Annotated in this window: 28 protein-coding genes and 1 pseudogene; 3 read left to right on the top strand and 26 right to left on the bottom strand. The window is 68.2% G+C overall.

From position 1 onward, the window contains the following. Nucleotides 1-22: 22 nt before the first annotated feature. The 9 genes from ACFO3Q_RS14905 to ACFO3Q_RS14945 all read right to left on the bottom strand — a co-directional run bounded on the left by ACFO3Q_RS14905 (nt 23) and on the right by ACFO3Q_RS14945 (nt 7,159). Nucleotides 23-355, bottom strand: coding sequence for a hypothetical protein (locus ACFO3Q_RS14905; protein WP_377005524.1), 333 nt, complete (start codon nt 353-355; stop codon nt 23-25). After that, entirely contained in the window at nt 352-1,752 is a 1,401-nt protein-coding gene (locus ACFO3Q_RS14910; RefSeq protein WP_024889501.1) for an integrating conjugative element protein, read from the bottom strand. The genes ACFO3Q_RS14905 and ACFO3Q_RS14910 overlap by 4 nt, the downstream gene beginning before the upstream one ends. Before the next feature lie 8 nt (nt 1,753-1,760). Then, on the bottom strand, nt 1,761-2,666 hold the full coding sequence (locus tag ACFO3Q_RS14915; protein WP_377005530.1) for a TIGR03756 family integrating conjugative element protein: 906 nt from the start codon (nt 2,664-2,666) through the stop codon (nt 1,761-1,763). Nucleotides 2,667-2,692: 26 nt separating this feature from the next. Next, nucleotides 2,693-3,136, bottom strand: a complete 444-nt coding sequence (locus ACFO3Q_RS14920) for a TIGR03757 family integrating conjugative element protein (RefSeq protein ID WP_024889503.1) — start codon at nt 3,134-3,136, stop codon at nt 2,693-2,695. 150 nt (nt 3,137-3,286) lie between these two features. Continuing rightward, nucleotides 3,287-4,624 carry an MFS transporter gene (locus ACFO3Q_RS14925; protein ID WP_024889504.1) on the bottom strand — a complete coding sequence of 446 codons (1,338 nt, stop codon included), beginning with the start codon at nt 4,622-4,624 and terminating at the stop codon, nt 3,287-3,289. Nucleotides 4,625-4,633: 9 nt separating this feature from the next. Next, on the bottom strand, nt 4,634-4,891 hold the full coding sequence (locus tag ACFO3Q_RS14930) for a metal-sensing transcriptional repressor (RefSeq protein WP_024889505.1): 258 nt from the start codon (nt 4,889-4,891) through the stop codon (nt 4,634-4,636). A 132-nt stretch (nt 4,892-5,023) separates the two neighbouring features. Beyond that, nucleotides 5,024-5,596 (bottom strand): hypothetical protein, encoded by a 573-nt coding sequence (locus tag ACFO3Q_RS14935; RefSeq protein WP_024889506.1) that lies wholly within the window; start codon nt 5,594-5,596, stop codon nt 5,024-5,026. A 101-nt stretch (nt 5,597-5,697) separates the two neighbouring features. Beyond that, nucleotides 5,698-6,291, bottom strand: coding sequence for a RadC family protein (radC, locus tag ACFO3Q_RS14940; RefSeq protein WP_465251334.1), 594 nt, complete (start codon nt 6,289-6,291; stop codon nt 5,698-5,700). A gap of 97 nt (nt 6,292-6,388) precedes the next feature. Beyond that, the gene (locus ACFO3Q_RS14945; protein ID WP_024889508.1) at nt 6,389-7,159 is read right to left on the bottom strand and encodes a DsbA family protein; all 771 of its coding nucleotides are present in this window, start codon (nt 7,157-7,159) and stop codon (nt 6,389-6,391) included. A gap of 161 nt (nt 7,160-7,320) precedes the next feature. Between ACFO3Q_RS14945 and ACFO3Q_RS14950 the strand changes: the two genes are divergently transcribed. Beyond that, nucleotides 7,321-7,941: a type IV toxin-antitoxin system AbiEi family antitoxin domain-containing protein gene (locus tag ACFO3Q_RS14950; RefSeq protein ID WP_024889509.1), complete on the top strand. Its 621-nt coding sequence runs from the start codon at nt 7,321-7,323 to the stop codon at nt 7,939-7,941. Continuing rightward, nucleotides 7,931-8,839, top strand: a pseudogene (locus tag ACFO3Q_RS14955) (nucleotidyl transferase AbiEii/AbiGii toxin family protein). The gene ACFO3Q_RS14950 and the pseudogene ACFO3Q_RS14955 overlap by 11 nt, the downstream one beginning before the upstream one ends. A gap of 64 nt (nt 8,840-8,903) precedes the next feature. Here the strand turns inward: ACFO3Q_RS14955 and ACFO3Q_RS14960 are convergent. From ACFO3Q_RS14960 to pilL2, 16 genes are all read right to left on the bottom strand, one after another. Next, complete coding sequence (locus tag ACFO3Q_RS14960) at nt 8,904-11,792, bottom strand: conjugative transfer ATPase (RefSeq protein ID WP_286586749.1); 2,889 nt, start codon at nt 11,790-11,792, stop codon at nt 8,904-8,906. After that, nucleotides 11,792-12,223, bottom strand: a complete 432-nt coding sequence (locus ACFO3Q_RS14965) for a TIGR03751 family conjugal transfer lipoprotein (RefSeq protein WP_024889512.1) — start codon at nt 12,221-12,223, stop codon at nt 11,792-11,794. Before ACFO3Q_RS14965 ends, ACFO3Q_RS14960 begins: the two co-directional genes overlap by 1 nt. After that, complete coding sequence (locus ACFO3Q_RS14970) at nt 12,204-13,634, bottom strand: TIGR03752 family integrating conjugative element protein (RefSeq protein WP_377005525.1); 1,431 nt, start codon at nt 13,632-13,634, stop codon at nt 12,204-12,206. The genes ACFO3Q_RS14965 and ACFO3Q_RS14970 overlap by 20 nt, the downstream gene beginning before the upstream one ends. Continuing rightward, on the bottom strand, nt 13,624-14,520 hold the full coding sequence (locus tag ACFO3Q_RS14975) for a TIGR03749 family integrating conjugative element protein (RefSeq protein WP_024889514.1): 897 nt from the start codon (nt 14,518-14,520) through the stop codon (nt 13,624-13,626). Before ACFO3Q_RS14975 ends, ACFO3Q_RS14970 begins: the two co-directional genes overlap by 11 nt. Next, nucleotides 14,517-15,197, bottom strand: a complete 681-nt coding sequence (locus tag ACFO3Q_RS14980; protein ID WP_024889515.1) for a PFL_4703 family integrating conjugative element protein — start codon at nt 15,195-15,197, stop codon at nt 14,517-14,519. Before ACFO3Q_RS14980 ends, ACFO3Q_RS14975 begins: the two co-directional genes overlap by 4 nt. Next, the gene (locus ACFO3Q_RS14985) at nt 15,194-15,592 is read right to left on the bottom strand and encodes a TIGR03750 family conjugal transfer protein (protein ID WP_024889516.1); all 399 of its coding nucleotides are present in this window, start codon (nt 15,590-15,592) and stop codon (nt 15,194-15,196) included. The genes ACFO3Q_RS14980 and ACFO3Q_RS14985 overlap by 4 nt, the downstream gene beginning before the upstream one ends. A gap of 10 nt (nt 15,593-15,602) precedes the next feature. Further along, nucleotides 15,603-15,968, bottom strand: a complete 366-nt coding sequence (locus tag ACFO3Q_RS14990; RefSeq protein WP_024889517.1) for a TIGR03745 family integrating conjugative element membrane protein — start codon at nt 15,966-15,968, stop codon at nt 15,603-15,605. Between the two features lie 10 nt (nt 15,969-15,978). Continuing rightward, nucleotides 15,979-16,212: a TIGR03758 family integrating conjugative element protein gene (locus ACFO3Q_RS14995; RefSeq protein ID WP_024889518.1), complete on the bottom strand. Its 234-nt coding sequence runs from the start codon at nt 16,210-16,212 to the stop codon at nt 15,979-15,981. Continuing rightward, a complete protein-coding gene (locus ACFO3Q_RS15000) occupies nt 16,209-16,580 on the bottom strand; it encodes an integrative conjugative element protein, RAQPRD family (protein WP_081770089.1) in 372 nt (123 codons plus the stop codon). Before ACFO3Q_RS15000 ends, ACFO3Q_RS14995 begins: the two co-directional genes overlap by 4 nt. 117 nt (nt 16,581-16,697) lie before the next feature. Next, the gene (locus tag ACFO3Q_RS15005) at nt 16,698-17,447 is read right to left on the bottom strand and encodes a TIGR03747 family integrating conjugative element membrane protein (RefSeq protein ID WP_024889520.1); all 750 of its coding nucleotides are present in this window, start codon (nt 17,445-17,447) and stop codon (nt 16,698-16,700) included. Next, nucleotides 17,444-19,615 (bottom strand): type IV conjugative transfer system coupling protein TraD, encoded by a 2,172-nt coding sequence (traD, locus tag ACFO3Q_RS15010; protein ID WP_024889521.1) that lies wholly within the window; start codon nt 19,613-19,615, stop codon nt 17,444-17,446. The genes ACFO3Q_RS15005 and traD overlap by 4 nt, the downstream gene beginning before the upstream one ends. A gap of 10 nt (nt 19,616-19,625) precedes the next feature. Further along, on the bottom strand, nt 19,626-20,159 hold the full coding sequence (locus tag ACFO3Q_RS15015) for an integrating conjugative element protein (protein WP_024889522.1): 534 nt from the start codon (nt 20,157-20,159) through the stop codon (nt 19,626-19,628). Continuing rightward, a complete protein-coding gene (locus ACFO3Q_RS15020; protein ID WP_024889523.1) occupies nt 20,156-20,731 on the bottom strand; it encodes a transglycosylase SLT domain-containing protein in 576 nt (191 codons plus the stop codon). Before ACFO3Q_RS15020 ends, ACFO3Q_RS15015 begins: the two co-directional genes overlap by 4 nt. After that, a complete protein-coding gene (locus ACFO3Q_RS15025; protein ID WP_024889524.1) occupies nt 20,713-21,450 on the bottom strand; it encodes a TIGR03759 family integrating conjugative element protein in 738 nt (245 codons plus the stop codon). The genes ACFO3Q_RS15020 and ACFO3Q_RS15025 overlap by 19 nt, the downstream gene beginning before the upstream one ends. Before the next feature lie 9 nt (nt 21,451-21,459). Then, on the bottom strand, nt 21,460-22,113 hold the full coding sequence (locus ACFO3Q_RS15030; RefSeq protein WP_024889525.1) for a PspC-like choline-binding domain-containing protein: 654 nt from the start codon (nt 22,111-22,113) through the stop codon (nt 21,460-21,462). After that, on the bottom strand, nt 22,110-22,700 hold the full coding sequence (gene pilL2 / locus ACFO3Q_RS15035) for a PFGI-1 class ICE element type IV pilus protein PilL2 (RefSeq protein WP_024889526.1): 591 nt from the start codon (nt 22,698-22,700) through the stop codon (nt 22,110-22,112). Before pilL2 ends, ACFO3Q_RS15030 begins: the two co-directional genes overlap by 4 nt. Before the next feature lie 183 nt (nt 22,701-22,883). On the opposite strand from pilL2, the gene ACFO3Q_RS15040 reads away from it, so the two are divergent. After that, nucleotides 22,884-23,177 carry a hypothetical protein gene (locus tag ACFO3Q_RS15040; protein WP_081770064.1) on the top strand — a complete coding sequence of 98 codons (294 nt, stop codon included), beginning with the start codon at nt 22,884-22,886 and terminating at the stop codon, nt 23,175-23,177. 58 nt (nt 23,178-23,235) lie between these two features. On the opposite strand, the gene ACFO3Q_RS15045 is transcribed toward ACFO3Q_RS15040, so the two are convergent. Beyond that, complete coding sequence (locus ACFO3Q_RS15045) at nt 23,236-23,652, bottom strand: hypothetical protein (RefSeq protein WP_024889527.1); 417 nt, start codon at nt 23,650-23,652, stop codon at nt 23,236-23,238. Nucleotides 23,653-23,742 lie beyond the last annotated feature (90 nt).

The following is a 23,742-nucleotide window of genomic DNA, read 5'->3' on the forward strand; positions in this document are numbered from 1 at the left end:
GGGAGGCTCCGACTCATCTGGCCTACATGAAGCGGCTGACTTCCAGCGCAACGACCGCCAGCACCGCGGCGATCTCCACGCGCAGCAGGCGCTGGCGCGCACCGCCATCCGGCTCCCGCGCGTGCAGCCGGCGGCGCATCCACAGCCAGCCGTAGACCGTGACGGCGTAGAGCAGCAGCCGCCAGACCAGGAACCAGCCCGCATGCGCGCGCATCCACTGGTGCCAGTCCTCGATGCTCCCGGCCATGCGGATGCCGACAAGGTTCACCACGACGGCGGCGATCAGCACCATGACCAGCACCAGCAGCGCCAGCAGCGCGCGGGCACCGTAGCGGCGGACGGCGACCCAGCTCACGGGTTGTTTCCGTTCCGTGGCCGCTGCAGCTCGTCGAGCCGGTTGCGGGTCGGATCGCCTTCGTAGATGCCGCGGGAGCCGGTCGAGCGCGTGCTGTGGCGCTGGATGATGGCCGAGGGCGAGTTGCTCGCCAGCTCGCGGCGCAGTTCCAGTTCCGTCTTGAGGTTGTGGATTTCGCGGTCGAGGATGTCGCTCTCGTGGGTCACGGCCTGCTGTGCCAGCTCGTTCGCCGCCACGTTGGGCTCCTTGCGGCCGGTGAGCAGCGTGCGTTGTAGCAGTAGCGCCTTCTCCAGCACGCTGGACAGCGCCACTTCCGAGGCTAGCCGCCGCGCGAGGATGTCCTGGTCGGGTTCGTCGCGCAGCGCTTCGATCACGCCGCGGGTGATCGGCAGCGAGGCGCTGCTGGCCTCCCGCAGGTTCTCGAAGCTGGTGGGCCGCGTGCCAGCCACCAGTTCCTGCAGCACTTCCAGCTTGTCCTCGTATTCCTCCTGGATCAGCGGGGTCAGCCCCACGCCGGGCGTGGTGGTGGTCTTGGTGCAGGATTCACACGTGCGCTGTTCCTGTTCGCCGAGCACGCGCACGGCCCAGGCGACGGCATCGTCGGGCGAGCGCCAGGTCTCGCAGGCCAGGTTGCCGTTGCAGCTACCGGGATCGATGCTGCCGGTGTCGGTGACGTCGCGGCCGTTCAGCAGGTTGTAGCCCGCGCGGGTAACGTCGCCGACTACGCGAACGGGGCTCTGGCCTTGGCCGCCGGCGTTGTCGCCGCCTACCCAGGGCACGCCGTTGTTGCCGCGGTTGGCTTCGGCTTCGTCGATGGCGGAGACCGCATCGCCGCTCTGCGCGGACTGAGTCAGGGCCATGCCTTCGGCAATCTGGTCCCAGCTGCGTTGGCCGCCCGCCATGTCGGCCATGCGGTTCGCGATCGCGCGGCAGGTCATCTTGCTGCGGTCGAAATCCAGCCTCGCCTGCAGCACGCCGTTGGTGAGCAGGTTATAGAGGCCGGGGTCGGCGCGCTGGATGATCAGCGCGGGCAGCGAGGCGACCGCTGAGGTGGCGTTCTGGATCACCGAGGACATGATGGTCTGGAAGCCGTTGGTGATGCCGTTGAGCTGGTTCTGGATGGTGGCGCTCAGGCTCATGTCGCCGCAGATCAGGTTGCTGTTCCAGCCCACGCCCACGCCGATCGAGCGCATGTTGGCCGCGCCGCTCATCGAGACCGCGCGGCCGCCGCCGATGCTGTAGAGCACGTCGTCGCCGATCACGCTGCCCTGGTGCTGCACGCCGTACTCGTTGACGCGGGTCTGCGCGCGGATCTCGGTGCAGGTCAGCAGCAGCGCGAGGACGAGCAATGCGGCGTCGACGCGGCGGGTGTTGCGGGATGCGGTGCTGGCGGTCATGGCGTGCCTCAGTCGAAGTCGATGCTGCCCAGGAAGACCTGGCCCCGCCGCTCGCAGCAGCTGTACGGGCGCCAGAGCGCCCAGGCGTAGTCGCCCTGCTGGGCTTGGACGCGCGTGTCGGTGTGGGGGAAGACGGCGCAGGAGTTGGAGAGCGTGGGCGTCAGCTCCTGCCACTTGCCGGTGCTGGCGTCGGTTTCCATCAGCGCGCCGGCCGGCCAGTAGCCGTCGCGCTCGTCGGCCAGCAGGGGCTGGTAGACGTGCGGCTGGCCGCGGCGGGTGACGATGTCGCCGGCGCGCTGGGCGACGACGGCGCCGGACTTGTAGTCGTCGGTCTGGTGGAGGAAGCCGCCGCGCGGGTAGACGTTCCCCCACATGTTCAGGCCGGTCCGGGTGCCGATCTCGCGCCGGCCCGGGATCAGCGACTCGGGGTAGACCATCTCGGGCACGTTGTAGCGCCAGGCGAGCGTGTCGAGGGTGCTCAGCAGATAGGGCATGAACGCGGTGCCCGCGCCCTCGCAGGCGTAGCCGGAGGCGCTGGCGAACTGGCTGAACACCTGGCCGCCAGGATGGCCGATCACGTCGGCGTTCTTGAACTTGGCGAGGTTGTTCTCGTGTTCCTCGTTCGTGGTGCCGTCGCCGCCGTCCTCGGCGGTCGGGTTGGGCGGGCTCATGAACCGCACTTCGGTCCAGGGGTTCTCGCCGGTATTGCTGTAGCTCGACACCACGGCGTCGGGCACGTAGTGGCGCACCTTCACCGAGGTGCGCACGGTGCAGCCGGTCCAGGTGCAGTAGAGCCAGTAGCAGATGCCGACCACCCGGTATTCAAGGCAGTCAGGCGAGAGCGTGGAGGCGACAATCGTTCCGGTGTTGACGGCGTGCGACGACGCGGCGGCCGCGAGCAGGACGGCGCCCATGCTGGTGCGCAGGCGGCGCGAGGGCTTCATGGCCGGCTCCTGCGGTGCGCGTCGATGCGGGCGACGGCCTTGGCAACGTCCGCTTCGCCGTAGACGACATAGCGCTGGTCCACCACCACCGCAGGGATGGTGGTGATGCCGAGGCTCCAAGCGTCCACGACACCCTGGTAGGCGGTCGCGACGCGGGTCTGAAGCGCGGCGCCGCCGGCCTTAAGGCGCTGTTGGACGAGCGCGGTGCTGCGGGTGGCGTCGGCCGGCAGGTCGGTGGCCAGCTCGGCCTCGATGCGGGCGGCCTGGTCCAGCGTGATGACGCGCGCATCGGCCGGCGCCTGTACGGGGTGGCGGCTGTCGGTCACGACGATCAGGGCGTCGTTGGCCTGGGCGGCCGCATGGCCGGCGAACGCGGCGAGCAGCGCGACGGCCAGCAGGCCTCGCCGCAGCATCGGAGAATCGAGGGATGAGGTCGGCATGGTGAACTACCGTCGAGTGGACGATGGCGGTAGTCGACCGCAGTCGATGCGGGGGCACGACAAACAAACGGGCACCGGCGCGCCCCGATTTGCCGGGATGCGCGGAACGGCCTGGGGAAAATGGGAGCCGAAGCCCCTAGCTCAACGAGATCAGGTTCGGCAATGGACGCAATGACGCGACGCGCGCGGCCATTCTGTGTGCAGATCGTCAATGATCAGAGGATGCTGGTGTCTGCCTCGATCCGCGTGCTCGCGCATGTGAGGGTGATCCGGCGAGAGGTCGTGGTGATCGTGGGCGATGTTGGAAGGATCGCTGGCAGGCCAAAGCCTTAGCGCCAATACCACGCCGGCAAGGCCGATCAGCGACATGAGAGTGAAGGTCGGTTGCAGGCCAAAGGCGGCGCCGAAGCGCCCCGCCAACGGATAGCAAACCAGCCAACAGGCATGCGACAGCGCAAACTGCGCGGCGAACATTGCAGGCCGATCCTCGGCATGGGCGGAGCGACGCAACAGCCGGCCAGAAGGCGTTTGCGCCACGCTGTAGCCGAAACCGATCACCACCCAAAGCGGCAGCAACGCGATATAGGACGGAACCAGCGCCCCTATGGCTGTGCCGATGACCAGCACGGCAGCTCCGGTGACCATGACTAGGCGATCCGCCAACCTGTCGAGCAGGCCGGGCAAGACAAACGCAGCGATCATCGAGCCGCCCCCGAACGCCGCCAACGCCCAGGCCACTTCCGCTTCGCCCAAGCCGAAACGGGCTTTCACGAGGACGACCGTGTTCACGATCACCATGGCCCCCGCGGCCGACACGGCAAGGCTGATCGCCAGCAGCCCCCGCAGCCGGGGGGTGGCGAGGTAGAGGCGAATGCCCCGCGTGGTGCGCTCCCAGATGCCACGGCGCGGGCCAGGAATGGATGCGGGCAACGCCACGCTGACCACCAGCGCTGCCGAGACAAGAAAGCCAAGCACTGTCCCGGCAAACAGGTTGTGGAAACTGATGACGGTCAGCAGCGCCGCCGCCAGCACCGGAGAGATCAGGCTTTCCAGGTCGTAGGCCAGCCGGGAGAGCGACAGGGCCTTCGTGTAGTCGGCCTCGTTGGGCAGGATCTCAGGGATCGTCGCCTGAAAGGTTGGCGTGAATCCGGCGGACGCCGCCTGCAACACGAAGATCAGCACATAGATTTGCCAGACCTCGGTGACGAAAGGCAGGCAGAGGGCCACGGCTGCTCGAACCAGGTCCAGGGCGACCAGCAGCGATCTGCGCGGCAGGCGGTCGGAGAACGCCTGGGCGATCGGGGCGATGCCGACATAGGCCACCATCTTGATGGCCAGCGCCGTACCAAGCACCGCCCCGGCATCGGCGCCCGCCAACTCGTAGGCGAGCAGGCCCAGCGCCACCGTCATCAAGCCGGTACCCACCAGCGCGATCACCTGGGCGGCGAACAGGTGGCGATAAGCACGATTCTTCAGGACGGCCAGCATCGCATCACCTCAAAGCAGCTTGGCGAGCGCCTTCATTTCAGCCAAGACGGAGGCCGAGCCATGGTCGAGGCAATGGTCGATGTGGTCGTGGATCAGCGCACGCTTTGCCGCCGTCACCGCGCTTTCCACCGCCGCGAGCTGGCGGGCGATGTCGAGGCAGGGCTCCCCCGCGTCGATCATGCCGATGACGTGGCGGAGGTGGCCTTCGGCACGCTTGAGGCGCTTCACCAGATCGGGATGGCTTGAGTGTTTGCGCGATTCCTTCATGGAGGGACTGTATCCCCCCTGGGGGGATATGGGCAAGAGCACGAGGCTTCAACAGAACGTCTTGTTTTAGGCCAGTTTCGCGTCTCAGGGCGCAGCAAAAGGAAAAGCGGGAGCCGAAGCTCCCGCGGTGGATCACGATGGGACGTGCTGCTCGATGGCCTTGCGCGCGGGGACGCGCCAGAACCGGTCTACCAGCCGCCCCTGGAGCACGCGAGCCTGCAGGCGCAGGTTCTTGGCCGTGCAGTAGTTGTCCCAGCTGTGCTCGTAGGAGGCTTCGTCGTACAAGGCACGAGCCTCCTTGATTACCTGTTCCGCTTCCTGGTCGGAGGTGACGGGCAGGCACCAGCGGATGCCAGGCGTCCTCACTTCGCCGGTCAGCACCAGACGCTCGTTGCGATCGACAACGGTGAAGGACTCGGGGCGAAAGCTGAGGGCTTCATCGTCGTCGCTGAGATCAAAGCGATCCTCGGCATAGCATTGCTCGATCAGGGATATGGCCTGTTCGATGAGGCCGCACTGGCCGATCTCGAGCGTGCAGGGTCTCCAGAAGGTCCCGTAGATGGGATCGTCTTCGCGATACTCCACCTCGCCCCGGCAGGTGATGGTGAACTGGCGCCAGAACACGTCCTCGCGGACATAGGTGCCGGCGCGGTAGGGATCGGCGACAAAGGGGACGCCGTCGAAGTGATGGATGGCGGGTTGCATGGTGCGCTCCTTGGAATGGCACATGGGCACACCCGCCCCATCGGACAGGTGCGCCCGCACGGGGTGGAAGAAGGCCGCCCGGCGAGCGGGCGGCGATGGGACTAGATGAGGCCGTTGAGGGCGAACGAGTACGGCTCGCCCTTGCCGATCACGAAGTGGTCGAGCATGCGGACGTCGATCATGTCGAGCGCCTCGCGCAGCCGTTGGGTCAAGACCCGGTCGGCGGTCGATGGCTCGGTACCGCCGGACGGATGCTGGTGCGCCACGATCAGCGCCGCGGCGTTGTGGACGAGCGCTCGCTGCATGATGACGCGGGGGTGTACGTCCGCAGAGTCGATCGTTCCTCTGAACAGGACCTCGAAGGCGATGACCTGGTGCTTGGTGGTCAGGAAGACGACGGCGAACACTTCGCTGGGCTCCTGCATGAGCTGCAGGCGCAGGTAGTCGCGTGCGACATCGGGCCAGGTCAGCGTTGGACCGCTGGCATAGAGCCGGTGCTCCAGTAGCGCGATGGCTTGCGCGACGATCCAGTCGTCGTGTTCGCTGTTGGGGGTGGTGGACGCGGCTCCGATGGCATCTTGGACGGTCAGGGACGAAAGCATGGGTATGGCCTCCATGTTTGAAGTCGGAGGCGCGCCCATGGGAGGGACTGGCCCTCCGGGACGATGGGTGGATACAGCGGGAAGAAGTGGCATCCACCATCGCGGGTGCGATGGCTGTTCGCGTCGAGGGATGCGATGCGAACGGTTCGGTCAGCGCGGTATCACCGCGCCGTAGCCTCGAAGACCGTGGCTACCTGGGCATGTCGCCATCGTCGATGGCGGACAGGTCCGGGGGCTCGGCCGGCGCGGCCGGCAATTCGTTGGACGTGAGCAGGTCCAGCGCGGAGAGCAGCGCGTCGGCCTCGACCGGGCCGGGCAGCAGCAGGGATTGGCCGGTGGCCTCGTCGCGCACGCGCAGGGTTGGCGTGGCGTTGATACCGTCGCGGCTGCCCTCGCGTGCCTGGGCCTGGATGCGCGCCACGGTGCGGTCGCTGTCGAGGCAGGCTTGCAGCGCGGCGGACTGGCCGGGAAAGCGTGCCTCCTCCGGCACGCCCTGGCCGTTGCCGCGGGTGTGCTGGTAGAGCCAGGTCACGGCCTGCCAGAACGCGGCCGGTCCGCCGGTCTCGCCGGCGCACTCGGCCAGGCTGGCGAGCTGGGTGGCCGTCGGCTCGTGCGCCGGCAGCGGCAGGTGGTGCCAGCGCAGGCGCGTGTCCGGGTGCTGGTCGATCCACGCCATCACTTGGGGGACATACGCCTTGCAGTACGGGCACTCCAGGTCGGCGTAGAGGATCAGCGTGAAGCGGGCCTCGGCGGCGCCGTGGTGCCACGGCGGGCCGGCCTGCTGGGCCGGCGTGGCGGCCGGGGCGTCATTGCCGGCCGGCAGCGGCGGCAGCGGCGCGTCGGGCGCCGGTGGGCCGGACAGGAACCAGGCCAGCAGCAACAGCAGCACCAGCGCTGCCGCGGAGGCAGGCCAGACAAGGCGGCGCCAGGCGCCGCGGGGGGACGGGGTCGTCGTTCGCATCGCTGTCCCTGTGGTCGAATCCGGGCCGATTGCCGGGGGTCGAGTCCATCACCTGCGCGCGGGCGCAGGGGGCAACAATCCGGCATGGCCGGGTTCCCCTTGTGAGGTGGTATGTGACAAAACCTCTGCTATATTCTCCATGTAGCAGAGGAATCGTCACAGTGGCAAACACCAGCACCCAGCGCGACCAGGCGCTCAAGCTCCTGGGCGCCCGTTCCACGATGCGGCAGAGGGACTTCGCCGCCCGAGGCATCGACCCGGAGACGCTTGCGCGCCTGGTCCGGGAAGGCGTCGTCGTGCGTCCGGCACGGGGGCTGTACCAGCTGGCCGACGGGCCGGCCGACGCTCGCCGGGCGCTGGCCGAAGCCGCGGCGCTTGTGCCCAAGGGCGTCGTCTGCCTGGTGTCGGCGCTGCAATTTCACGAACTCACCCTGCAGATGCCGTCGAGCGTGTGGATGGCGATCGAGCGGACCGCCTGGCGCCCGCGGATCGACTACCCGCCGATCCGGTTCGTGCGCTTCACCGGGTCGGCCATGAACGAGGGGGTCGAACGGCATCGCATCGAGGGCGTGGACGTGGCGATCACCGATCCGGCGCGGACCATCGTCGATTGCTTCCGCTATCGCGAGAAGATCGGGATCGACGTGGCGCTGGAAGGACTGCGCGAGGGCCTGCGGCAGCGCAAGGCGACGAGCGATCAGCTGTGGCGGTACGGGACCAAGGCCCGGGTCTGGTCGACCATGAAACCCTATGTCGAGGCGACGGTGGCCGATGGCGCGTGAACCCCTGAAGAATGTCGGCGCATCGGTGCGGGCTCGCCTGCTGCAGCGCTCCCGTGACGAGCGCACCGACTTCCAGATCCTGCTGACGCGCTATGCGCTGGAGCGGCTGCTGTACCGGCTGAGCGTGTCCGCCCATCGCAACCGCTTCATCCTCAAGGGTGCAATGCTGTTCGTGACCTGGGTGGAAGCGCCGTTCCGTCCGACGCGCGATCTGGACTTGCTCGGCTATGGCGAGAACAGTCCCGAGGCAATTGCCGAAGCGTTTCGCGCGATCCTGGCCCAGCCCGTCGATGACGACGGTGTGGCGTTCGATGTCGATGGGCTCGAAGCCGCGCCGATCCGCGAGGAACTGGAGTACGGCGGCGTGCGGGTTCGCACGCGGGCCACGATTGCCGGCGCTCGCGTTCCGATCTAGGTCGATGTGGGTTTCGGCGATGCGATCACGCCCGGGCCGATCGAGATCGACTACCCGGCGCTGCTCGATGCGCCGGCGCCGCACCTGCGGGCGTATCCCGTCGAGACAGTGGTGGCGGAGAAGTTTCATGCGCTCGCGTCGCGCGGCATCGCCAACAGCCGGCTGAAGGATTTCTACGATCTGTGGGTGATCGCCTCGACGTTCGAGCTGGAGCGGATGCCGCTGGCCGCGGCCGTCCGTCAGACCTTCGAGCGGCGCGACACGGCGCTACCGCAGGAGCGGCCGACCGGGTTCACCGCTGCCTACGCCGAGACCTGGGGCGGACAGTGGCAGGCGTTCCTGACCCGCGAGCGGATGGCGGCAGCGCCGGGGGACCTGGCAACGGTGATCGCGGACCTGGAGCGCTTCCTGATGCCGCTGCTGGAGGACGTGGAAGCATCCTGGCGCTGGAAGCCTGGTCATGGGTGGCACGAGGCAAGGTAAGCGCGTATTCCGCACAGGCACGTTCGCGATTCACCCAATCGCCTGACTGCGCCAGAGCGCGACGTCACCCTAGCGCGGTTAGCAGACCCTCGTCGCCGTGCATCGAAAACGGTTCGATGCCGCGGGCGCGGTCGATCTGCTCGGCGATCTTGTAGGCGGCGTCCAGTTCGCTGATGCCGAATGCCTGCATCATCCGGAAGCGCTCGGCCTTCTCTTCCGGTTCGGTCTGCGCCAGCGCCAGGTGCAGGCTCGGCGGTACCGCGCGGAACAGCAGCTCCATGCTGCGCGAGAGGATCACGCCTTCGCTGAACTTTCCCGCCTCCTTGCGTGCGGACAGCATCAAGGCTTTCTGTGCGGGCGTGAGTTCGCGGAACCTGGCGATCTTCTCGACCTCGTCGGGCGGCATGCTGAGGCAGATCCACCACTCGATCATGTTCAACATGGCCTCTGCCGCCTTGGGCAGGTCGTCCAGGTTCTGCGTGGCAAGCCAGAACCACGCGCCGAGCTTGCGCCACATCTTCGTGATCTTGACGATGTAAGGCGCCAGCAGCGGGTTCTTGGTGATGATGTGGCCCTCGTCGGTGACGTTGACGATCGGCCTGCCGAGGAACTGGTCGCGCTCGGCGATATTGTTGACCGCGTTGATCAGCGACGTGTACGCGACCGAAAGCTGTGCGTTGTATCCCTCCCGCGCGTAGGTCGCGAGGTCGACGATGGTGATGTCCGCCTCGGGCCATGGCGTGCCGGGGCGGTCGAACATCTCGCCGTCCGCGCCCTGGCAGAACATGTCCATGGCGTCGGCCATTTCCAGCAGCCGGGTGCGCCGGGTCTCCGGAAGCGTGGCGTCGCGGCCGCGCTCGCGCAGCGCGTCGCGCACGTCGCGGGTAAGCACGGTGCGCTGCTCGGCAACGCAGCGCTTGGCGGCGTCGAGAATGCACTGCCGGATCAGGCTGCGGTCGGCGCGCGTCATGCGCGCTTCTTCCTTCTCCTCGCCGCCGGTGATCATCAGCCGGGCGGTGATCTCCAGTTCGCCGAGCACGTCGCGCTGCTCGTCGCCGCTGTCCTCCTCGTCCTTCTCCTCGTCCAGCGCGTCGGCATCGAGCGTCTGTACCTGGCTGGGGGTCTCGACCAAGCGATGCGCGTCGGCGAACGGCGCCAGGCTCACGCCGGAGCCGGGCGCGAGCTTCACGCGATTGACGGTCATGCCCAGCCGGGCGGCATGGTCGCCGAGCAGGCCGAACGAGTTGCCGGCCTCCACGATGAACATGCGCGGCCGGTAGATCGCCGCGACCTGGTTGAGGATGTTGTTGAGGGTGGCGCTCTTGCCCGATCCGGTCGGCCCGAAGAAGAACATGTGCGCGTTCATCTGCCGGTCGAGGCGGTTCAGCGGATCGAAGGTGACCAGGCCGCCGCCGCGGTTGAATACGGTGATGCCGGGGTGCCCGGTGCCTTGGCTGCGCCCCCACAGCGGCGCCACGTTGACGGCGTGCTGCACGAACATCAGCTGCGTGTACCACTGACGCTTGTCCTTGGCCGGGTCGTAGACGCAGGGCAGCCAGCGCAGGTAGGTGTTGAGCGGCGCGACCTCGTCGTCTTCGCGCACGGGCTGCAGGCCGGCGTTGAGCAGGACATTGCCCAGCTGCAGGCCGCGCGCGTCGAGTTCGGCCAGGTCGCGTCCGCGCAGGTAGAACGTCAGCGCGCCGCGATAGAGCTTGTGCGCGCTGCCGATCAGCCCGCGCGCCTGCTCCACGTCGTGGCGGGCCTGTTCGGACGCCAGGGTCTCGCCGACGGCTTTGCGCGCCAGGTGGTTCAGGTGCGCTTCGAGCACGTCCTGCGGCGTCGCCACCAGGGTCAGGCAGAGGGTCGTGTCTTCCGGAAGCTGGTCGAACAGCGCATTGATCGCGTCGCCGCCCTTGCGGGTCTCGCCCGTGATGTGGCCGGTGGACGGCGGCATGCGCAGGCGGTCGACGCTAATCGCCCGATGCGGCAGCTCGTCGAAGTACCACAGGCCCTCGGCGACGTCCGAACGCGGCTGACCGAAGAACAGCCGCTGCGCGAAGTCCGTGCCGCTGGCCAGCTCGATCTCGCCAGGCTCGGCTTCGTCGGGATAGCGGGCCAGTGCGTAGAAGCGTTCGCGGTCGGCTTCGCTCGGCCCCAGCAGCGTCGGGTTCGGGTTGAACCAGCGCAGCAGCCAGGCGTGGATGTCGGCCGCGCCGAGGCGCCGCGCGCGCACGCCGGCGTTGGCAAGTCCGCCGACCAGGCGGTCGCAGACGATGTGCAGCGCCTGTTCTGGCGACTGTCCGCGGCGGCTCGGTCCCTGGCCGACGCGGCGATACACCACCATGCGCGTGCGTCGCGACTGGCCGCGCCAGGGCAGGCGCGTGACGGCGGTGTCCTCGAACAGTCCGCCGGCCTTGGCGATCGCGTGCAGGTGATGCCCGAACGATTGCAGGTAGAACTCGCTGAAGGCGGTGCCGCGCGCGCGCGGCTGCAGGTAGTTGCGCAGGTTCTCCAGGTAGCGGTCCCAACTGGTTTCGTCCTGCGCGTAGAGCTGGACGACCCAGGGGTTCTCGTCGAGTTCATCGAACGAGTCCTGCAGCGCGTTTTCCAGGGTGTCGCGGACCTGACTCAGCCATTCGGGTTCGCGGCCCTCGGTCCCGACCGGCTGCAGCTCGAAGAAGGCCGCGACCGAAGCGCCGTCCTCCAGCAACATGCACTGGGAGTCCGGCAGGTACTCCGCCCACGGCAACAGGTCCGCGAACGATGGCGCGACGTCGTACAGGGCCTGCTCGTCGGCGACCGTGGCCCGACGGCGGGTCCGCGGGCCGCCTCCGGGTTCGGGGATGCCGTTCGCGCGCAACTGGGCAACGTGGCGTTCCCAGGCATCAGGCGGTGCCGATGTCGTGGCCGGCGCCGGCCGAGTTCGGTGTTTGAGGGAGGGCCACGCGAACATCAGTAGTCCTCGATCCGCTCGCCGGGCAGCGCGTACTGGATCCGCTGATACAAGGGGAACACCGTCGTGTAGCCGGGCACCGGCGCCTGGTCCGTGCCGGCTAGGTGCGGAAACACGTACATCACCAGGTCTGGGTTCGGCAGGCGGTGGAACTGGCGGTAGATCTCGTTCTGCGCGGTGCGCGTGTAGCGGGCCTGCTCGGCGGGAGCGGCCCGCACATCGGTGGCCGTGAGTGGACGGCGCAGCGACTGCCGGGCATCGAGCAACCGGCGTTCGCTCGGTCCACCGGCACCACCGCCGGTCTCGGCGTTCCAGATGTCGAGCATGGTCTGGTCCGAGCGCGGCATCAGCTCGTCCTTCGTGGTCGCGCAGCCGGCCAGCACTAGGGCAATCCCCAGCGCGGCCAGCGCGTCAGTCCAGGTCTTGCGCATGGGTGGTGTCTCCGAGTCGGTGATCGACGCGGCGGCCGGCCGGGTCGTAGTCGATGGTCAGGGGTTCTTCGAGATGCACGGCGACCTTGGCGCCGGGTTGCACGTAGACGGCTGCGAACGCCTGGCCGTAGAGCTTGTTGACCCAATCGGCCATGTCGCGGACACCGCCGGCCAAGATGCGGCCCATCGCTTCGTTGCCGGTGATGCCCACCGTGCCGATGGAGCCATCGGCGCCGACGTAGGACATGCGGCCGCTGGCGGTGTCGATCAGGGAGGCCACGCCGGCGCCGGCAGCGGTGATCAGTGCCTGGCTGCCGAGGTACTGCTGCGCGTTGGAGCGGCGGTCGCCGCTGACGCAGGGAATCCCGTGCGGGTCACTGATCCAGCCGAGGCCGTCCTGGGTGGTGTTGCCATCGTTCTGCTGGCGGTTGCTGCCGCGCTCGCGATCTTCGGGAACGGTGCGGATGGTCCCGTCGTTGAACACGAACGTCACCGAGCGGATCTGGCCGCGCACGCACGAGAGCGTCCAGTCGCCCGACGCGGTTCCGCTGACGACGGCACCGGCCACGTCGGGGATATCGATGCCGTTGGCGGTGAGGTTGTCGGGGCCGATCAATACCTTGAACGGGTAAGGATCGTTCACCGTCCCGTCGATCGGCACGCGGCCGATCAGTGCCGTCATGGCGACCGATCCCATCAGCGTGGAGTTCGTCGGGACGGTGTAGACAGGCTTCATGCCCGGCTTGCCGGCTGCGCGGCGACCAGCGTCCACGGCGTCGTCGGTGGCTTGGCTAATGCCTTCGCCGGCCTCTCCAAAGCTCGTGGGAAAGCTGAAGTTGTCCGTGCCGCCTGGGGAACGTCCGCGTCCTTCCTCGCGTGCGTCGTCCGGCTCGACCCAATGGATGGCGTCGCTGCCGGCACCGGTACTGTCGCCCGGTTCCAGGCCCAGGCCCACTGGCAGGTCGGCGTGGCCGTCCCGGCGACCGGTCACGCCGTCTAGGCGTTGCTGTAGCTCCTGCAGCAGGCCCTGGGTCTGCTGCCGTTCGGCGGCGGCCTGCTCCCTGTCCTGTCGAAGCTGGTTGCGCTCGGTTTCGATTGCGCTCTGGATACGGCGATCGACGGCACCCTCGCGCTGGCGCAGGCGTTCGTTCTCGTCGCGCTGCGCCTTGTTCTCCGTCACTGCTGTCTGCAGTTCGCCGCGCAACTGCCGGACCTGCGCCACGAGCGTGGCGACTGTATCGCGGGGCGTATCGCCCGTGATCCCGAGCGCGGCGGCTTCCTCCGGGGTGAGTTGGTCTGTTGGTCCCGGGGGGGAAGTGTCACCGCCACCGGAAAGCAGCTTGAAGCCGACGAAGACCAGCAACAGCACCATCGGGATCATCAGCCACTTGAGCAGGCCGTTACTCTTCATCGCGGCCTCCGTTACTGTCGCCAGGTGCGGCAGGCACCGGCAGGTTGAGCGCGGCGTCGACGGGAGCAATTGCCGGCAGCAGCGCCTGCGGAAGGCCATGTCCGCGGGTGACGAGGTAGACGACCGTGGTGTCCTCCGGTGAGCCCGCCGGCCCGAGGTCGGGGTGCTGGAACGCCGCGGTCAGGAAATCGCCCTGGAGGGCGCGGGGGTCGAGATCGAGCCAGTGCTTCGCGATGTTGCGCAGGCGTACGGCGCTTACCCACAGATCACCCAGGCGCCAGGCTGCCAGCGCCTGTGCGTGCACCGGCAGTGTCGGCAGCAGCGAGTGCAGCGGCAGGTCCTGACGCAGATTGGCGCGCGTGATGCCTGGTACCGGCTCGACCGTGCGCAGCGGCGCGTAGAGGTTTTGTGCCGCGTAGCGGGTAAGCACCACCGGCACGGGCGTCGGTGGCGCCAGTCGGTCGGTCGGCGCGGTGCGCGTTGTCGCGTCCTTCCCGGTCGTGCCGCGCTGGCCCGTCGCCGGTGCCGCGGCCACGATGCGGACCGGTTCTAGCGGCGGCTGTCCGTCCTGCGGCGTTTCGGCCGCGATGTCCAGCAGGATCACCGTGCCGCTGTCGGCATCCTGGAGTTGCAGCCGCGTCGGTTCGATCGGCTCGCTGGCGCGCAGGTAGACGGCACCGGCCGCGCTCTGCACACGCAGTCGTGCACCAACCGATGCGGGCACGCCGATGCGCACGTTGCGGTCGATGAAGATCACCCGTTCCTCGCCGACGACGAGCGGCACCGCCAAGGGGAGCCGTTCCCAGCGCAGGATCTCGACGGCATGGACAGGAAGGGACAGCGCCAGCAGCAGCGCGGCACCGAGGGTGGCGAGTGGGCGGTTCATGGTGTGTCTTCCGCGGGAGGGGGCGGCGCGGGAATCGGCGCGGGATCGGCAGGAGTGGCGATGCGCTGCGGTGTGCCGTCGTAGCAGTCGATCGCCAGGCCAAAGGGGTTGCGCTGCGGATCGACGTCCGCGCGCACGACCTTCAGCGGGTAGCGCACGAGCGCGCGCTTGACCTGCTCGGCGCCGTAGTACTCGTCGGCGGTGACGTCGAGCGTGACGACCCAATCGCGGTCCGAGACCGTGCGCACGCGCGTGGCGGGGCTGGAGCCGTAGCCGCGCCCCGGAATCTCGTAGATGCCGCGCACGCGCTGGCGCAGCTCGCCGGCATTGCGGCGGTACTCGTAGTCCTGTCGCAGGAACGCCTGGCAGGCCGGCGTGAAATAGGCCGACAGCGCGTGCAGGTTGCGGGGGTAGTCGTCGTCGCCGTTGGTCGGCCAGCGCTGCAGCTGCTGCCAGACGTAGAACGTGAAGGCGTAGACCGACTCGGGCGGCACCTCCCACCATTTGCGCGTGCTGCCCGAGCGCAGGTCCGGGGGCACGTGGATGGTCAGGTCGCGCGGTGCGCTCCACCAGCCGAACCCCATCACCAGCGCCAGTCCGACGACCACGCTAGCCCCGATGCGTAGGGTCTTGATGTGCGCTTCGAGGCGCAGGACCTCGTTCTTGAACCGGCTCATGGTGTCCGGCTCCTACGCGTGGTCCAGTAGCCCGAACGCGTCACCAGGTGACGGCCGCCGACGAACCGGCTTAGTGATGAGTGGCGCGTTGTCACCCGCCATTGCAGTTGCCGGTACAGCCAGGTGTCCGGGCGTCCGCGCTTGAGACGGCGCAGCGCCCCACCGCCTCCGAACACCCCGAGGGCGACGGCCGCGACGATCGCCGTGGGCAGCAGCGCGATCGTCGAGAGCGCCAATGCCAGGGGCACGCCAACGCCGAACCCCATGGCCGCCGACAAGCCTGCGCAGACCCACAACTCGTCGGCGGTCAACCCGCGCACGACGACCGGATGTCGGTTGAGCCGATGCGGGAGGAACGCAACCGTGCCGTCCGGCCGGAAGTCTTGGTCAGCCATGCCGACGGCCTTAGAGGATGCCGGTGGCTTCGGTCAGCAGCCAGATCCCCACGACCAGCAGGATCGCGCCGACAGCGACCGTCAGGCCGAACTGGCCCCACGTGGCGCGGCCGTTGTGGATTTCGGCGTAGCGCGTGTAGGCGTGGTAGCACACGCCGACGAACATCGATGCGACCACCAGCAAGGCGATCAGCATCACGATGTCGTAGCCGTAGTTGCGCAGCGTCTCCATGATGCCGCTGCCCTGGCCGCGCGAAGGGTCTTCGATCGTCGGTAGGCCCTGGGCCTGGGCGAGCGGCGCGAACAGCACGGCGGCCGGCAGCGCGGCCAGTTGCGAAAGACGCGGGAAGCGAAAGCGACGGGATACCGGGTTCATGGGGCGACCTTTAGGAGAGCAGGAAGAAGGTCAGCACCAGGTACATCGCGATGAAACGGATCACGACACCTGCGAACTGACGCTGGGAAATCCGCTGCTCGGCCCAGCCGACATAGGCGGTCCGCATCGCCCACACGCCCCACACGAGGAGCACGGCGAATACGGCGCCAACGAGGACGACCGAGACGGCGGAAGGGGGAAAGCCACCGTTGGCCTGGAAGGCGGCGGTCTGGGCGGCGTTCATGGCGTGGCCTCCGGTTCACGGGAGGCGGAGGCCGCGGCCTGGCGGTAGTCGCCGAGCAGTACGGCCGGGTCGCGTGGCTGGGCGCGCGATGGCGTCAGGTAGTCGCGGATGCCGGCGCGGACGCGCTCAAGGTCGGCGCTTAGCCGGCAGTAGTCGAAGTGGTAGCGAGCGCGCTCGTCGCGAGGGCGCACGGTCTCCTGCGCGATCAGCTGGTCGATCGCGTCGAGCTGGCGCAGCGCAGCGGCCAAGCGCGCATGCTCGGGGCTCGCGTCGTCGGCATGGGCGTGGGGCGAGACGCCCAACGCCATGCACAACGCCAGCAACAGGCCCAGCACGCAACGCCAGTCGGCGGCAGGAGGAACGGTCATCCGCATTTGCCAATCCGCGAATCACGAGGGATGGCGAAATGCTCTCGGCGCGGTCCGATGCGCGCCGCAAACAATGCGGACTGGCGCCGGTCCGATTGATGGGCGGGCGTGGTGGCGCTAGAGGTACTTCTTGAAGGTGCTGGCAGCGATGCACACCGCCACGCCCAGCAGGATCGCGCTGGGCAGCAGGATCAGCAGCGGATGCACGCTGACCGGCAGCGCGAGGTAGACGATCCAGGGCAGCACGATCAGCGGCATCAGCGCCGCCTTGGCGCGGTGGTAGACGAAGCCGGATTCGCGGCCGGCGCCGAACTTGCGCACGTCGCGCCGCGCCAGTCCATCGACGAAGCCGACGAACGCCGCCATCAGGAACAGCGGCAGCGTCAGGGTCAGCACCAGGAGCCTGACGATGAAGGTAAGCGTGGTGTAGGCCGCGGCGATCAGGTAGCTCTCGCTCCACACGTAGACCTGGCTCACGTAGTAGCGGAAGTCGCGTGCGCTGTCCTGGCTGGGCGCGCGTGCACGGGCCGAGACGTTGCTCATCCATTCGAGCAGGCCGCTCTTCACGAAGATCCATTCGTAGGAACGCTCGACCAGCCAGTGCGCGGTGCGGCCGGGCTCCTGGACGACGGCGCTGCGGGTGAAGTGCGCGGACAGCTGCCCGAGTTCGTAGTCGAGCATGCCCTGGGCGTGGTGCCAGCCTTGCTCGGGCCAGAAGAAGTGCATGCCGACGCACTCGATCACGATGGACAGCAGCAGCGCTCCGATCAGCACGCCGAGGAACCGGAACGGCATCGTCACGATGCTGGCCAGCAGTCCCTGTTGGCGGGCCTGCTGGTGCTGGGCGGTGGTGGCCGGATCCTTCATGGCCGCGCTTCCTCCGGCGCGGCTTCGGTGCCGGCGATGTGCCGGAAGCCTTCAATCAGATCGTCCGGCAGCGGCGTGTCCTGCAATCCGGCTGCGGCGTTGCCTTCCCACCAGTCGCCTGCTTCCGCGTAGTGCTGGCGCATGTAGCCGGCGAGCTGCTGCAGGTCGTGCGGCATCACCTCGTCGGGATCGGGGGCCGGCAGCGGCATGCGGATCTTCCACAGGTTGCCGCCCTGCATCAGCGCGAAGGCTTGGCCCTTGGGCAGCCCGACCACGTGGGCCGATTCGATCATCGGGACGCTCGTGCTGGAGATGCGATCCTGCGTGTTCGAGGTGAAGTCGGTCGGGCCGTGGATGTCCGAGCTGTCGGTGGCGCCGCTCATCAGGGTCGTGGCGTAGACCTCGACCTTCGGCAACTGCCGGGTCAGCAGTTCCGCCGTCGCCGTCTCGCGCACGCGCAGCATGATCAGGTTGTTGAAGTTGCCGACGACCTGGCCGGCCTTGGCACGATTGCCGATGCGCGCTTCGATGTCGCTTAGCGTCTGCGTATAAGCGGTCACTTGCAGGCCGGCGCCACCGCCCTTGTTCACCAAGGGAATGAACTCGTCGCCCATGAGTTCATTGAACTCGTCCGCGTGGACGTTGATCGGCACATTCGCATCTGTCGTGGCACCTGGCAGGCCATCATCAATGCCGAACTTGTAGATGTGCCCAGCCACCGACACGAGATCGCTGAACATGCTGTTGCCGACTGCGGCGGCGACCTCGGCGTCCGACAGCGCATCCAGGCCGACGTAGACGATCGCGCGCTTGCGGATGATCTGCATCCAATCGAAGATCGGGCGCGGATCGGCGAGATCGGTATAGTCCGGCGCCAGCAACTGCGCGATCTTGCCGGTGGTTAGCTTCTCCAGCAGCGGCAGCAGGCTCGCGACGATCTTGTCGAAGTAGGTCCGGTCGTAGCGCACCGCGCTGCGCAGGCCGTCGAGCACCGGGTCGTATACGCGCACCTGCGACAGGTACTGTTCCAGCGCGACCACCCGCTTCTCGCGGCCGATCATGTTGCGCGGGATGTTCTTCTCGTTGAGCCGCGCTTCCAGCTGGACGATGACTTCCCACGCCTTCGGCTCGGTCCGGGCGAAGAAGTGGGCGGCGTACTCGATGAATAGCGCGTCGATGTTGATCACATGCCTTTGGATCAACTGGTAATCCGGGCGCTGTCCCAGCTCCACGAGGGCACGTGCGATGATGTTCACGAACCTCCACGCGAACTCCCTGAAGGCGGCTGAATTGCCCTCGCCGGAGAGCTGTCCGGCAATGCGCGTGGCGACTTCCGAGATACGGCCAAAGCGCCCCACGGCGTTGTAGCGGGAGCTGATTTCGGGCCAGCCCAAATGGAAGATGTAGAACTCGCCCTCGCGGCCGGCGCGTTTGGCCTCGACGTACATCCGCTTCAGGAGATCGGCATCGCCCTTGGGATCGAATACGATGACCACTTCGTGCTCGCCCGCGGCGTTGCGCCGGCGGATGTCCTGCGTGATGAAAAGTTCCGCCAGCCGGGTCTTGCCGACGCGCGTGGTTCCCAGGACCAGGGTGTGGCCCACGCGCTCGGGCAGCGGCAGGGAAACGTCGACTTCGTGCGGCTCAATGCCGTGCAGCCGCGGCATGCCGCCGACCGGCGGCAGCGGCCGCGCGGGATTGAGCGGGCTGTCCCAGGTCAGCGCCTTGGCGAGTTTGGAGACGGGAAATGGCGCGAACTCAAGCCGCTCTTCGAGCCGGCGTGCGATCCGGTAGGCGGTCGTCGGCTCGACGTAGCGCCGGAACTCCGGCCGGTAGGTCTGCATCAGCCGGTGCGTGTGCTTCTGTTCCCACCGGAAGCCCCTGCCGATGAAGAGCCGTTGCTGGCTCACCGGCACGTCGCGGCTGGTCATCACGTAGCGCGGTAGCCGGCGGATGTTGCGCCGGTAGCGCAGGATCACGAGCGCATCGCGCAGCCGGATCGCGCCGTAGGTGAGGAAGGCCAAGGCGCTGCCCAGGCCCAGCAGCGGGCTTAGCGCGAGCGACCACGGTGCCGCCACGCACACCAGCGCGGCGCCCGCACACACCGCGACGGTATAAAGCTCCACCGCTGGCCGCAGCAATACCTCGATCGCGTAGCGCTGGGCCATCGCGGGGGCTTCACTGTTCGATGCCCGTGGCCGTCACCAACACCGGGTAGTGGCGCAGCCCCAGGCGCTGGGCCAGTTCGTCGCCGGAGGCCGGCGCCAGCGGCAGCTCGGGGATCAGTGCGCGCAGCGAGGCCAGAGCTTGCGGCGATTCGACCTGGACCACCAGCCCTACGGCGCCCAGTTCGCGCAAGGCCGGTCCCCGCTGGCGCAGCCAGGCGCGCGAGCGGTCGTCGTCGCCGATCAGGAATAGCGGCCGGAGTCCCGGCGCCTGGATCACCCGGCGCGCGACGTCGCCGGGCGACAGACGGACCGAGCGCACGGGCAGCATGTCCGCCTCGTCGAAGGCATGGTTGGGCACGCGGGGCAGTTCGATGCGCGGCAGCGGCCGGTCCGCGCGGGGCTGGAGATTCAGCGACTCGTAGTACGGCAGCGCGGACGCACCGCCCCGGTCTTCGACGACGACCAGCGGCGGAGACTGCGCCAGCGTCGCGAACGACAGGCACGACAACACCGCCAGCGCGGCAGCGGCACGAAAGGACTTCATGGCAGGTTTCTCCTGGTGGTGGCATCCAGCCGGAGTTCGCCGAGCACGCGCGCGAGGTGCTTGTCGACGCTGCGGCGATAGCGCGCGGCGGGTGCGCCGCCGGCGGGACGGTGATAACGGCCGATGGCGACGAGCCAGTCCTCGCCGGGGGTGTGCTGCTCGCGCAGGATTTCGGCCGCGATGGCGAGGTTGCGGTAGGGATCGAGCAGATCGCAGGGGTGCGCGTAGCGATGCCGCTGGTAGCCGACGTTGATCTGCCCGAGTCCTGCGTCGATGCGGGTCGGGGGCACCCGGCGCAGCGCGTGCTGCAAGCCGGCGCAGGCTTCGGCACGGGTGCCGTAGCGTTTCGAGGCGCCCGCGACGTTCAGCGTCCACGGCCAAGGGATCAGGCGGCCGTTGAGCCGGGTTCCGCTCTCTTGAAGGGCCACGGCGTACAACACGGTGGACGGAACACCGGCGCGCTGCGCGGCCAGCTGGTAGGCCGGTGGCGGAACCTCCTGCGCCGCGGCGGTGATCGCGGCCAGACCAAACACCAGGCCCAGCGCGATGCGCGCTACTGCTGCCGCTGCCATTGGCCGCCGACCTGCCCCACGACGGCGGGCAGGTCGCCCTGCACGCCGAGGGAAAGCCATCGGCCGCCGTCGTGGTTGAGGGTGATGTGGCCGCTGCGCACCTTGGCCGGGTCGATGCGGGTGCGGCGAGCCCATTCGCGGATGCGCGCGTCGTCGCCACGACTGCCGACGACGTAGATGTCGAAGGACGCTCCTTCGGCCTGCAGGCGCTGGACGGTCTCGTCGCAGCCGGAACAGGCATCCTTGATGAAGACCGCGATCCGTTCGTCCGCTTGCGTCATGCCGGGGGGCGCCGCACCCGCGCCGGGCAGGTTGACGCGCTGCATACCCGGCGCGAGCCGCTGCCAGGCGGCGTCGTAGGCGCGCTGGTATGCCAGCAGCTTCTCGACGCGTCGCGCTTCGATCTGGACCTGCAGGTCCGCGAACCTGCGCCGCTCCTCGTCCGAGCGGGCCTCGATGCCCAAGGCGGTCAGCGGGTCCAGGTTCGGCGACGACAGGCCCAGCGGTCCCTGCATCAGTTCGCGGTAGCGAACCCACTCTTCCGGTCGTAGCCCCCAGTCGCGCGCCTGGTCCTCGTCGCTGCGTGCGATAGGAGCAGGCCGCTCACGGCTGGGGGCCACGTTCGTTGCAGCAGCCTGCGACTGCTGGGCCAATAGGGACTGCGGCGCGCTAAGTGCGAGCGCGGCAAGCAGGCTAAGGGCGACGGTGGCGTGCTTCATCGGCGACACCTACCGAGCCGGCACCGTCAGGCGACGGGTCTCGGTGCCGTGCTGGAACACCGCGATGTCGCCCTCGATGGCGGTCAGGCGCCAGCCGGCCTCCTCCTCGTCCGGCCGCAGCAGCCGGGCCTGGTTCAGGGCGCTGCTCTCGGCCGGAAGAATCGACAGGAACCGTTCGCCGGCACGAAGCTCAGCGCCCATGACGCGAAACGGCGGCTCGACCGGCTTCGGCGGGGTCGCGGGAGCCGTACCAGGCGCGGTGGCAGGCCGCGGCGCCGGCCGGGCGGTCGGTCGCGCCTCCAACCGTTCGATGCGCGCCTGCATGGCCTGAAGCGCGGCATCCGCGGACCGGTCGCCCAGGGATTGTTCGAGCGCCGAGAGCCGGCGGTCGAGCGCCTGGCGGTCGGCATCGTAGCGAGCCTGCGGCACGGCAGGCGGCCGCGTGCGCGACTGTTCGGAGTCCTGGGATAGCTCGGCCAGGCGCTGCTCCAGCGCGGCGATCTGCGTATCCACCGTGCTGGCCTCAGCCGTGTCGGCGAGCTTGGTCAGGGTGACGTGGTTGACCACCACGCCCGTGCTGATCAGCAGCACCCAGGTGACGGCGGCGACGCGCAGCAAGGTCGCCCGCCGCGGGTACGCGGTGCCCGGCATCGTCGGGGTCATGGCCGGTCCTCCACCGCAAGCGGGAAGGTCTGCACCTGGACGTCGGCATCCGGAGCGGTGGTCGGCCGGGGTTCGGTCTCGGTCGGCGCTGAGGCGACGTGGCTGAAGCACACCAAGCGCGTGCCGTCGTCCACGTGGAGATCCCAGGCGGGGCCGGTCAGGGTCAGCAAGGCGTCGCGCAGGACCAGCGGCCCCAGCTGGTAATGGGCCGCCGGCAGCGGCAGCCTGCCCAGGGCCTCGGTGTCCTGGCCGCCGCAGAGCTGGTAGCCCGAACGCCGCAGGACATGGCGCAAGGCGTCGGCGACGGTGGCATGCAGCGTGTCCGGCGTGGACACCTCCACGACCTGCAGCAGCAGGTCCCGCTGCGCGGCGCTGGGCGCCAATTCGATCAAGGTGTAGCGGCCGTACCGGACCACCGGGACGGACTCTGGCGACAGGTCGGGTGCGACGGCGGCCGGTGCCTCGGGCGTCGGCGTCGGCGTGGGCGCCGTCGCGCAGCCGCCGAGCAACGCGGCCCAGAACAAGCCGAGCAGGCCGGACAGCAGGTGGCGTCCGGGATCACGAAACCAAGGATCGGAGGGGCACATAGCGTGGCGTCCTGAAGCGACGAGCCATCACCATCGCCGCGGCGATCCCTTCGGGCAGCAAACAAAGCGAATCCTTCCGCGCCGGATTAACTGGCGCGGGGGATGCGCAAAGAAAGCCGCCTGGGTGCTAGTGTTTGTCCACGACCGGATCCGGCTCTCGGGCAACAGGACAGGAGCATCGGAATGGACAGGAAAATCGCAGTCGAACGGCTGATTCAACAGGTGAAGGACTACGCCAATGGGCGGGCAAAGGACGTAGCGCGAGGCGCAGAGACTCCACGGCTTGCGGCCCTGCTGGTGCAGAAATACGGGCGCGGCGTGGTCGACGCCATTGCAACGGCGTTCGACGATCCGCGCGCCGCTGATCCCATATCGAGGGTCGTGGATGATGAGACGGCAAGGCTCGACCCGCTTTGGCGTGAACACGATCGCGAGCGATGGGCTGGTCATCCGGCTGATGTGATCGTCCACAGCTAGATCCGGATACCAAGAAGAACGGCCCCGAAGGGCCGTCGTAGTGGAGGAAGTGCCTGCGTCAGTCGTCGGCATTGGTGGGAGCTGGACTCTCTTCACCTGGCGCAAGGTTGAAGTGCGAGACAAGTTCGCCTATCGGCAACTGCTCGCTGGTGATCTCGACGTCGGTGTGCTTGAGGAATGCCGCGAACCAGAAATGGCTGTCGGAGACGTTGAGCGTGTCGGCCTCCGTGCTAACGAAACGGTCGTCGCTGCTCGAATCCGTCTGGTCCGAGCCTTCCTCGTCGTCATGCGACAGGTACTGCGCGCGGTAGTCGAACTTCTCGACCTTGTAGAGGCCATGCTCCTTCACCACCGCCGCGAGGCGAAGAATCTTGCGCGCGGTGGAGAGGTCGATCGAGAACTCGACGACGGCCGGCAAATCAGCAAACTCGTCGCTGGAGGACACTTCTGTACGAAACAGCTTGTCGTCTTGCATGATGATTCTCCTGGGAAGGATGAGTGATGAGGGGTTCACCCCCGTTTTCACGGACACTTACGAGAAGGCCGATCAAGGCCATGAGGAGTG

Source organism: Coralloluteibacterium thermophilum, assembly GCF_042654365.1.
Lineage (GTDB): Bacteria > Pseudomonadota > Gammaproteobacteria > Xanthomonadales > Xanthomonadaceae > Coralloluteibacterium > Coralloluteibacterium thermophilum.